The sequence below is a fragment of the Delftia sp. DT-2 genome (assembly GCF_028401915.1).
Classification (GTDB): domain Bacteria; phylum Pseudomonadota; class Gammaproteobacteria; order Burkholderiales; family Burkholderiaceae_C; genus Comamonas; species Comamonas tsuruhatensis.
The window spans coordinates 538,647-548,272 of the sequence record NZ_JAQOTI010000001.1 but is presented as its reverse complement, the minus strand read 5'-3'; the positions used below and the strand labels follow the sequence as shown (position 1 = coordinate 548,272).

General features: G+C 68.6%; 8 protein-coding genes and 1 pseudogene. 4 read left to right on the top strand and 5 right to left on the bottom strand.

Annotated features, from left to right (window positions below; genetic code table 11):
- The 5 genes and pseudogenes from PO605_RS02530 to PO605_RS02510 all read right to left on the bottom strand — a co-directional run.
- A pseudogene (locus PO605_RS02530) lies at nt 1–134 on the bottom strand (electron transfer flavoprotein subunit alpha/FixB family protein); the annotation flags it as partial.
- A 13-nt stretch (nt 135–147) separates the two neighbouring features.
- Nucleotides 148–897, bottom strand: a complete 750-nt coding sequence (locus PO605_RS02525) for an electron transfer flavoprotein subunit beta/FixA family protein (RefSeq protein WP_272205999.1) — start codon at nt 895–897, stop codon at nt 148–150.
- A 209-nt stretch (nt 898–1,106) separates the two neighbouring features.
- Nucleotides 1,107–2,396 carry a mechanosensitive ion channel family protein gene (locus PO605_RS02520; protein WP_034367659.1) on the bottom strand — a complete coding sequence of 430 codons (1,290 nt, stop codon included), beginning with the start codon at nt 2,394–2,396 and terminating at the stop codon, nt 1,107–1,109.
- 92 nt (nt 2,397–2,488) lie between these two features.
- Nucleotides 2,489–3,298 (bottom strand): enoyl-CoA hydratase, encoded by an 810-nt coding sequence (locus tag PO605_RS02515; protein WP_272205995.1) that lies wholly within the window; start codon nt 3,296–3,298, stop codon nt 2,489–2,491.
- Nucleotides 3,299–3,315: 17 nt separating this feature from the next.
- The gene (locus tag PO605_RS02510) at nt 3,316–4,221 is read right to left on the bottom strand and encodes a histone deacetylase family protein (RefSeq protein ID WP_049801441.1); all 906 of its coding nucleotides are present in this window, start codon (nt 4,219–4,221) and stop codon (nt 3,316–3,318) included.
- 90 nt (nt 4,222–4,311) lie between these two features.
- On the opposite strand from PO605_RS02510, the gene PO605_RS02505 reads away from it, so the two are divergent.
- Genes PO605_RS02505 through mltB form a run of 4 tightly spaced genes read left to right on the top strand, consistent with a single transcriptional unit; the run spans nt 4,312 to nt 9,606 of the window.
- Nucleotides 4,312–5,232 (top strand): AAA family ATPase, encoded by a 921-nt coding sequence (locus PO605_RS02505; protein ID WP_272205994.1) that lies wholly within the window; start codon nt 4,312–4,314, stop codon nt 5,230–5,232.
- Complete coding sequence (locus tag PO605_RS02500; RefSeq protein ID WP_016449707.1) at nt 5,232–6,266, top strand: DUF58 domain-containing protein; 1,035 nt, start codon at nt 5,232–5,234, stop codon at nt 6,264–6,266. The genes PO605_RS02505 and PO605_RS02500 overlap by 1 nt, the downstream gene beginning before the upstream one ends.
- A complete protein-coding gene (locus PO605_RS02495; RefSeq protein ID WP_272205991.1) occupies nt 6,263–8,413 on the top strand; it encodes a transglutaminase family protein in 2,151 nt (716 codons plus the stop codon). Before PO605_RS02500 ends, PO605_RS02495 begins: the two co-directional genes overlap by 4 nt.
- Nucleotides 8,410–9,606 carry a lytic murein transglycosylase B gene (gene mltB / locus PO605_RS02490; RefSeq protein WP_046988083.1) on the top strand — a complete coding sequence of 399 codons (1,197 nt, stop codon included), beginning with the start codon at nt 8,410–8,412 and terminating at the stop codon, nt 9,604–9,606. Before PO605_RS02495 ends, mltB begins: the two co-directional genes overlap by 4 nt.
- Nucleotides 9,607–9,626: the final 20 nt, after the last annotated feature.

Genomic DNA, 9,626 nt, shown 5'->3' with positions numbered 1-9,626 from the left:
GCAGCGGCGCCGGCATTCTCGCCCGCCACCAGCACATGCACGTCGCCGCCGCAGGCCAGGGCCGCAGTGACGGTGTTCAGCGTGGCGCTCTTGATGGAAGCGTTGTCGTGTTCTGCAATAACGAGGGATGTCATGTCGCTGTCTTCCTTAGATCACTTTGGCTTCGTTCTTGAGCTTGGACACCAGCGTGGCAACGTCCGGCACCTTCACGCCAGCGCCGCGCTTGGCGGGCTCGGCCACCTTGAGCGTCTTCAGGCGCGGGGCCACATCGACGCCCAGATCTTCAGGCTTGACCGTGTCCAGCTGCTTTTTCTTGGCCTTCATGATGTTGGGCAGCGTGACGTAGCGCGGCTCGTTCAGGCGCAGGTCGGTGGTGATGACGGCCGGCAGGCTCAGGGCCAGGGTTTCCAGGCCGCCGTCCACTTCACGCGTGACATTCACCTTGTCGCCAGCGACTTCGACCTTGGAGGCGAAGGTGGCTTGCGGCAGGTCGGCCAGGGCCGCCAGCATCTGGCCGGTCTGGTTGGCGTCGTCGTCGATGGCCTGCTTGCCCAGGATGATCAGGCCGGGCTGCTCCTTGTCGACCAGCGCCTTGAGCAGCTTGGCGACGGCCAGGGGCTGCAGTTCCTCGGTGGTCTCCACCAGGATGCCGCGGTCGGCACCAATGGCCATGGCCGTGCGCAGGGTTTCCTGGCACTGGGCCACGCCGCAGGAGACGGCGATGACTTCGGTGACCACGCCCTTTTCCTTGAGGCGAACGGCTTCTTCGACGGCGATTTCGTCAAAGGGGTTCATGCTCATCTTGACGTTGGCGATGTCCACGCCCGTGCCGTCCGACTTCACGCGGACCTTCACGTTGTAGTCCACCACGCGCTTGACCGGGACCAAAACCTTCATTGCAGCGGCTCCTGATTGATTGATAGATTGACGTTTACGTAAACCGAAATCATTGTATGCGGCGCTGCAGCAGCTGAGGCAGGTTTCCCTGACGGCCGAGGGCCGCATGCGCGCTCACAAAAAAGAACGATCGTGCCATTTTAAGCACGACCCTTGAGATTTCCTGCAGGGGAACAGCCTGAACTCAGGGTATGCACCTAGGAATAATCCTAGCTGCTTTTCTCTGCTGCCTGGGCCGCCACGCCCCCGCGTTCGGTGATCTGCACCACCTGCCTGGGGACCGGCAGGCTCACGCCTGCGGCACGCAGGCCGCGCAGTACGGCGAGGTTGACCTCGGAGCGCACATTTCCCTGGCCATTTTGCGGGTCGTTGATGTAGTAGCTGAGACTGAACTGCAGGCCCTGCTCCACAAAGTCGACCAGAGCCACCGAAGGCGCGGGCGTCTTGAGCACGCGCGGCTGCGCGGCTGCGGCTTCGAGCAGGATGCCGCGCACCTGCTCCACATCGCTGTCCATGCCCACGACGATGTTGGTGGACAGGCCGAACTTGACGTCGAATCCGGTGAGGTTCTCCACACGCTGGGTGATCAGCGTCTCGTTGGGCACGATGGATTCGCGGCCGTTGAGCGCGCGGATGATGGTGTAGCGCGTGCGGATGTCGGTGATGCGGCCCTCGAAGCCGTCCACGCGCACGTTGTCGCCGATGCGCAGCGCACGCTCGATCAGCACCAGAAAGCCGCTGACGTAGTTGGAGGCGATCTTCTGCATGCCGAAACCCAGGCCCACGCCGATGGCGCCGCCCATGACGGACAGCGCCGTCAGGTCCACGCCCACCATGGACAGCGAGACCAGCAGGCCCACCAGGATCAGCACGCTGCGCGTGATGTTCATGGCCACCTTGCGCATGGACAGGTCGCTGACCCACTGGTTGATGACCTTCTGCTCGAACAGCGTGGACAGCCAGAGCACGGCCACCATCATCAGCCCCGCCGACAGCGTGCCCTCGATCAGGTTGAGCAGGCTGACCGGCGTCTTGCCGATGTTGAACTGCAGGGCCTCCAGCTCCTCCATGACCTGCGGCAGCAGGCCGATGCTGTGCAGCACGGCCGCGCCCCAGGCCAGCCAGGAGAAGATGCGCTCGATCAGGCGCACCACGGTGGAGTGGGGGAAGGTCCGGCTGAGCACCCGCGCCACGAAGCGGATCACCGACAGGGACACCAGCAGCGACACGGCCACGCGCAACCAGAACACCGTGGAAAACCGCGCCAGGATCTCCTGGCTGGTGAAGACCAGCACCAGCGCCAGCAGCGGGAACAGTGCGCCATCGAGCGCATGGCGGCCAATCCATACGGAGGGCTTGCCATCGTTGAGATGGCCGTAGCGCGCATGCAGGCCGCGCATGGCGCCGTAGGCCAGCAGCAGGCAGCCGATGAGAACGGAGAACTCCAGCCAGGCGCTGGAGCTTTGGAAGTCGTTGATGAGCTTGTCGAAGATGTCCATGGATCAGGGCCGTTCCGCCGCAAGGGCGCAGGCCGCCATCATCGCGCAGATCCAGGACAGGCCAACCGGACCGGGGCCTACATGCAGGTCGGTCAGCGGCCCGTCTTCCAGGCCGGTCCGCGCTTGGCGGCGAAGGCCTGGGCGCCCTCCTGGGCATCGGCATCCATCATGTTGGCGGCCATGGTCTGGCCGGCCAGCTGGTAGGCCGCCTCGATGCCCATCTCGCGCTGGCGGTAGACCAGGGCCTTGCCCATGGCCACGGCCGCGCGGGGCTTGCTGACGATGGACTGCACGAAGTGCTCCACCGCATCGTCCAGCGCCTCCTCGGCCACCACGCGGTTGACCAGGCCCTGGTCCAGCGCCTGCTGCGCGTCGATGAAGTCGCCCGTGAGCAGCATCTCCATGGCCTGCTTGGCCGGCACATTGCGCACCAAGGGCACGCTGGGCGTGGCACAGAACAGGCCATAGTGGATGCCACTGGTGGCAAAGCGTGCCGCCTGCGCAGCAACGGCCAGATCGCACTGGGCCACGAGCTGGCAGCCCGCCGCCGTGGCAATGCCGTGCACGCGCGCAATCACGGGCACGGGCAGCCGGTGGATGGACAGCATCATGCGGCTGCACTGGGCGAACAGCTTCTGGTAGTAGTCCAGCTGCGGATGGGCCGCCATGTCCTTGAGATTGTGTCCGGCGCAAAAGGCCTTGCCGGCTGCAGCCAGCACGACCACGCGCACCGACTCGTCACGCGCCACATCGTCCAGCGCCTGCTGCAGCTGCGTGAGCATCTGCTCGCCCAGGGCATTGAAGCGCTGCGGATCGTTGAGCGTGAGCCGCACGACGTCGCGCGCGTCGCGCTGCACGTCGAGCAGGGGGCTGGCTTCAGAAGGATGGGTGCTCGCGTTCATGGTGCTCCAGATCGGGTTCAGAGGTCGGCCAGCACGCGCACGTGCGCTTCCACGCTGCGCGCAAGCGGCCCCATCACGTAGCCGCCTTCCAGGCAGGAGACGATGCGCCCCTTGGAAAAGCGCCGCGCAATGTCCTTGATGCGCGAGGTGATCCAGGTGAAGTCCTGCTCGGTCATGCCCAGCTGGCCCATGTCGTCCTCGCGGTGGGCGTCGAAGCCGGCGCTGATGAAGATCAGCTCGGGCTTGAAGGCCTCCAGTCGCGGGATCCACATCATCTCGACGATCTCGCGGATGTCCATGCCCTTGGTATAGGCAGCCACCGGCACGTTGACCATGTTGGCGGCCGGGTGCTGGTCGCCGCTGAAGGGATAGAAGGGGTGCTGGAAGATGCCGCACATGAGCACACGGTCGTCGCCGGAGAGGATGTCCTCCGTGCCATTGCCGTGGTGCACGTCGAAATCGATCACGGCCACGCGCTTGAGGTGGTGGCGGCTGAGCGCGTACTTCACGCCCACGGCCACGTTGTTGAAGAAGCAAAAGCCCATGGCCTGGTGGCGCGTGGCATGGTGGCCGGGAGGGCGCACGGCGCAAAAGGCGTTCTCCAGCTCGCCGGCCATCACCGCATCGGTGGCCGCCAGCGCGGCGCCGGCCGCATGCAGGGCGGCCGAGAAGGTGTGGCTGTTGATGGAGGTGTCGGTATCGATCTGGGAGTACTCGGGGCCACCGGCCTGCTGCTCCTCGACCAGGCGCTGTGTCAGGCCCTGCAGCGCGGCCACATGCATGCGGTCATGGGCCAGTTCGATGTCGGCCAGCGAGGCCTGGGGGGCCTCGTGCCGCTCCAGCGCATCGGCCACGCCGGTCACCAGCAGCCGGTCCTCGATGGCGTCCAGCCGGGCCGGGCACTCTGGGTGCCCCGGCCCCATCTCATGCCGCCAGCACTCCCTATGGGTGAAATAACCCGTCTTGCCCACAGTGATGTCTCCGCGATGTTTTTTTTAGGATAACGTCGCGCCATGCAAGCAACACACAAGATCAAGGCGCTTCTGGGCCAGCTTAACACGGTGGTTGTAGGGAAGCCGGCTCAGGTCCGCGACAGCGTGGCCTGCCTGCTGGCCGGGGGACACCTGCTGCTGGAAGACGTTCCCGGCGTGGGCAAGACCACGCTGGCCCATGCGCTGGCGCACAGCTTCGGGCTGCAGTTCTCGCGCGTGCAGTTCACGGCCGACCTCATGCCCAGCGACCTCACCGGCGTGTCCATCTATGAGCGCAGCAGCGAGTCCTTCGTCTTCCATCCAGGTCCCGTTTTCGCCCAGGTACTGCTGGCCGACGAGATCAACCGCGCCAGCCCCAAGACACAGAGCGCCCTGCTCGAAGCCATGGAAGAGCGCCAGGTCTCGTCCGAAGGCCGCACGCACCGCCTGCCCGAGCCCTTCTTCGTGATCGCCACGCAGAACCCGCAGGAACAGCTGGGCACCTTCCCGCTGCCCGAAAGCCAGCTGGACCGCTTTCTGATGCGCATCAGCCTGGGCTATCCCGACCGCGCGGCCGAGCGCTCCCTGCTGTCCGGCAATGGCCGGCGCGCCCAGGCCGATGCACTGCTCCCGCTGCTGGCCACGGACGAGCTGCAGCAGTTGCAGGCCGCCGTGCTGCAGGTCCATGCCAGCGATGCCTTGCTCGACTATGTGCAGGACCTGCTGGAGGCGACGCGCTCGGGCCAGTGGTTCGTGCAGGGCCTGTCGCCTCGCGCGGGCATTGCGCTGCTGCGCGCGGCCCGGGCGGTGGCCCTGATGGAGGGGCGTGACTACGTGGCGCCCGACGATGTGCAGGCCATCCTGCCGCAGACGGCCGCCCACCGCCTGGTGCCCATAGGCTCCAGCGGCCGGGGTGCCGTGGAGCAGGTGCGCGCCATGCTGGACGCCGTGGCGCTGCGCTGATGCCGGCCGCTCCCGCGTCCTCGCCCGGCGCCGCCCAGCCGGGGGCATCGCTGCGCCAGCGCTGGTCTCCTGCGCGGCGCGTGCGCCAGTGGTGGCATGCCCGCCTGCCGCGCACCGACAGCCTCAGGCTGACCCAGCGCAATGTCTACATCATGCCCTCGCGCGCAGGCTGGGCCCTGGCGCTGACGCTGTGCGTGCTGCTGGTGGCGGCCATCAACTACCAGCTCAACCTGGGCTACCTGCTGACCTTTTTGCTGGCCGGAAGCGCGGCTGCGGGCATGGTGGTCGGCCACGGCAACCTGCGCGGCCTGGCAATGCACCTGGTGCCGCCGGCCGGCAGCTTTGCCGGCCAGCCCTGCCGCTTCGACGTGGTGCTGCACAACAGCCGCCGCAGCACGCGCTGGGGCATAGGCCTGGCCGTGCAGGGCGATGTCCCGGCCACCGACTGGACCTGGATCGATGTACCGGCACAGGGCAGCACCACGGCACAGTTGGCCTTCACGCCGCTGCGCCGGGGACGGCAGCCGCTGCCCACGATCACGGCGGCCACCCGCTATCCGCTGGGCACCTTCCGCGTCTGGGCGCTGTGGCGCGCACAGACGCAGGCCTGGATCTACCCGGCGCCCGAGCACAATCCGCCACCCCTGCCACCGGCCAGCGCCGATGCCGGCGGCCGCAGCGCGGCCGCCACGCGGCACGGCGACGAGTTCGACGGTGTGCGGGCCTACCGTCGCGGCGATCCGCTCAAGCTGGTGGTCTGGAAAAAGGCTGCACAGGCCTTTGCCACGGGCAGCAACCAGCTGGTGAGCCGCGACCGCCCGCTGTCCCAGCAGCACCGCCTGTGGCTGGATGCCAAGGCCACCGGCCTGGCCGACCCCGAGGCCCGCCTCAGCCGCCTGACCGCCTGGGTGCTGGCCGCGCGCCAGCAGGACCTGACCTGGGGCCTGCGCCTGCCCGACGGCCGCGAGATCGCCCCCGACCAGGGCCCGGCCCATGCCACGCTCTGCCTGGAAGCCCTGGCGGCCTGCCCATGAATCGCACGTCCATGCCCTCCTCCTTCCAAGCCATTGCGCAGCCTGCAGCCACTTGGCGCCAGCGCCTGGCCGCCCTGCCCCGCGATGCGCGCGACACCCTGTTCCTGCTGGCCGTGGTGGCCTGGGTGCTGATGCCCCAGGCCGCCCACACGCCCTGGTGGACCATGGTCTTCGTGGCCGGCCTGCTGCTGTGGCGCGCCCTGCTGGCCTGGCGCGGCCAGCCCCTGCCCGGCCGCTGGCTGCTGGGCGGACTGCTGCTGCTGGCCCTGGGCGCCACCTGGGTCTCGCACGGCACCTTTGTCGGGCGCGATGCGGGCGTGACGCTGATCGTGCTGCTGCTGGCGCTCAAGACACTGGAGCTGCGCGCCCGGCGCGACGCCATGGTGGTGTTCTTCCTGGGCTTCTTCGCGCTGCTGGCCAACTTCTTCTACTCGCAGTCCCTGCTGCTGGCCCTGGCCATGGTGCTGGGCCTGCTGGGCCTGCTCACGGCCCTGGTCAATGCCCACATGACCGCCGGCCGGCCGCCGCTGACCCAGGCGCTGCGCACGGCGGCCCTGCTGGCGCTGTGGGGCACGCCGGTGATGGTGGCGCTGTTCCTGTTCTTTCCGCGCATGGCCCCGCTGTGGGGCGTGCCGGGCAACGACCTGGCCGGCCGCAGCGGCCTGTCGGAGAACATGCGCGTGGGCTCCATGGCCTCGCTGGTGCTGGACGAGAACATCGCACTGCGCCTGCGCTTCGACACGCCCGACGGCGCCCCGCCACCGGCCAACACCTTGTACTTCCGAGGCCCCGTGCTGTCGCGCTTCGACGGCCAGGAATGGCAGATGGACACGGAGGCCGGGCTGGACAGCGCCCAGCTGCGCGTCTCGGGCGAAGGCGTGCGCTACCAGATGACCATAGAGCCCAGCCGCCGCCCCTGGCTGACCATGCTTGACGCCACGCCCCAGCCCCCCGAACTGCCCCCGGGCATGGGCACCGCCCGCATGACGCCCCAGCTGCAATGGCTGACCTGGCGCCCCATCACCGACGTGGTGCGCATCAGCGCCCAAAGCCATGTGCAGTTCAGTTACGGCCCGCTCAAGCCCACGCGCGGCCTGCGCCGCTACACCCAGCTGCCCGAAGGCAGCAACCCGCGCACGCTGGAGCTGGCCCGGCAGATGCGTGCCGACCCGCAACTGGCCGATGCCACGCCCCGCGCCTGGGTGCAGGCCGCGCTGGCGCGCCTGCGCAAGGGCGGCTACACCTACACGCTGGCGCCCGGCGTGGTGGACAGCGTGCACACGGCCGATGACTTCTGGTTCGACAGCAAAGAGGGATTCTGCGAGCACATCGCCTCGGCCTTCGCCGTGCTGATGCGCGGCATGGGCGTGCCTGCCCGCATCGTCACCGGCTACCAGGGTGGCGAGCGCAACCCGGTCGACGGCTACTGGACCGTGCGCAACGCCGACGCCCATGCCTGGACCGAGGTGTGGCTGGAGGATGAGGGCTGGGTGCGCATCGACCCCACCGGCGCCGTGGCCCCGTCGCGCGTGGGCGAGTTCCAGCGCCTGCGCGCACCGCAGGGCGCCATCGCCGGAGCCATGGGCAACTTCGTGGGCGTGGGCATGCTGCAGCAGATGCGCGCCGTGTGGGAGGCCGTCAACAACGGCTGGAACCAGTGGGTGCTCAACTACACGCAAAGCCGCCAGCTGGACCTGCTCAAGAACCTGGGCGTGCAATCGCCCTCGTGGGTGGACATGCTGCGCCTGCTGGGCGCGCTGGCCGGCGTGGCTGCGCTGGCGTGGCTGGCCTGGATGGCCCGCGCCCAGCGCACCAGCCGCGACGAATGGCTGCGCCTCATGGACAGGACCCGCGCCCGGCTGCGGCGCATCGGCCTGGACGCCGACGCCAGCCTGCCCCCACGTGCGCTGGCAGCCCAGGTCATGGACCGCTGGGGCCGGGACGATGCCAAGGCGGCCCAGGCCCTTCACGACTGGCTCCTGGGCATGGAGCGCCAGCGCTACGCACGGCCATCCCCATCCTCATCCGCACCCGACACCCCCGGCCTGCCCGCCCTGCGACGCCAATGGCGGGCGCTGGACTGGCCACGCAATCCGCAGCCACGGCCACAAGCCGCCGCTGCCGGTCCCACGACAAGCACACCATGACCAAGCAACGACTGATCCCCTGCGCCCTGCTGCTGCTCGCGGCCGCGGCCGTGCCCTGCGGCGCGCTGGCCGGCAAGCCGGCAGCCAGCCCTGCCGCCCAAGCCACGGCCAAAACCTCCGCTAAAACCACGACCAAGTCCACGGCCAAACCTTCCACGAAAAAGCGCACGGCCGCTGCTGCCGCCGCCACGGCCGCTGGCGGCGCCGCCGTGGCCAGGACCGTGCAGGGCAGCACGCCCTACGGCGAACGGCCTGAAGCCATGCAGATGGCCGCCGACATTGCGATGCGCCACGACCTGCCGGTGGACTGGGTGCGCGAGACCATCGCCCAGGCCCGCTTTCTGCCCCAGGTGCCGCGCCTGATGACGCCGGCCGTCCAGGGCACGGCCAAGAACTGGGGCGTCTACCGCAGCCGCTTTGTCGAGCCCGTGCGCATACGTGCCGGGACACGCTTTTGGCAGGCCAATGCCGCTGCGCTGGCGCGTGCCGAAAAGCAGTACGGCGTGCCGGCCGAAATCATCGTCGGCATCATCGGAGTGGAGACCATCTACGGCCAGCAGATGGGCAACTTCCGCGTGATGGACGCCCTGGCCACGCTGAGCTTCGACTTCCCTGCCGCCCACCCGCGCGCTGCGGCGCGCACCGAGTACTTCCGTGGCGAGCTGGAGCAGTTCCTGCGCTTCACCCACCGTGCGGGCACGGACCCGTTCTCGCTGCGCGGCAGCTACGCAGGCGCCATGGGCATGGGCCAGTTCATGCCCAGCAGCTGGGTGAAGTGGGCCGTGGACTTTGACGGCGACGACCGCATCGACCTGTTCGGCAGCGCGGCCGATGCCATCGGCTCGGTGGCCAACTACTTTGTCGCGCATGGCTGGAAAAGCGGCATGCCCACCCACTACCCGGTGATCATGCAGGCCCAGGGCGCCGACCTGGCCGCCCTGCTGGCGCCCGACATCCTTCCCCAGTTCACGGCCGACGAGATGGCCGCACGCGGCGTGCAGTTGCCTGGCGACGGCGCCGCGCACCCGGGGCCGCTGGCCCTGGTCAAGCTGGAAAACGGCGCGCAGGGCCAGCCGCTGTACATCGCGGGCACGGAGAACTTCTATGCCATCACGCGCTACAACTGGTCCAGCTACTACGCGCTGTCCGTGATCGAGCTGGGCCAGGAAGTCGCGGCAGCCATGGGCCGCTGATCCAGGCCATCCAAACCGTC

Excerpts from the sequence above, each read along its gene's own strand:
- PO605_RS02515 (WP_272205995.1), bottom strand. The coding sequence starts at position 3,298 with ATGAACGCGAGCACCCATCCTTCTGAAGCCAGCCCCCTGCTCGACGTG.
- PO605_RS02505 (WP_272205994.1), top strand. The coding sequence starts at position 4,312 with ATGCAAGCAACACACAAGATCAAGGCGCTTCTGGGCCAGCTTAACACG.
- mltB (WP_046988083.1), top strand. The coding sequence starts at position 8,410 with ATGACCAAGCAACGACTGATCCCCTGCGCCCTGCTGCTGCTCGCGGCC.
- PO605_RS02495 (WP_272205991.1), top strand. The coding sequence starts at position 6,263 with ATGAATCGCACGTCCATGCCCTCCTCCTTCCAAGCCATTGCGCAGCCT.
- PO605_RS02500 (WP_016449707.1), top strand. The coding sequence starts at position 5,232 with ATGCCGGCCGCTCCCGCGTCCTCGCCCGGCGCCGCCCAGCCGGGGGCA.
- PO605_RS02520 (WP_034367659.1), bottom strand. The coding sequence starts at position 2,396 with ATGGACATCTTCGACAAGCTCATCAACGACTTCCAAAGCTCCAGCGCC.
- PO605_RS02510 (WP_049801441.1), bottom strand. The coding sequence starts at position 4,221 with ATGGGGCCGGGGCACCCAGAGTGCCCGGCCCGGCTGGACGCCATCGAG.
- PO605_RS02525 (WP_272205999.1), bottom strand. The coding sequence starts at position 897 with ATGAAGGTTTTGGTCCCGGTCAAGCGCGTGGTGGACTACAACGTGAAG.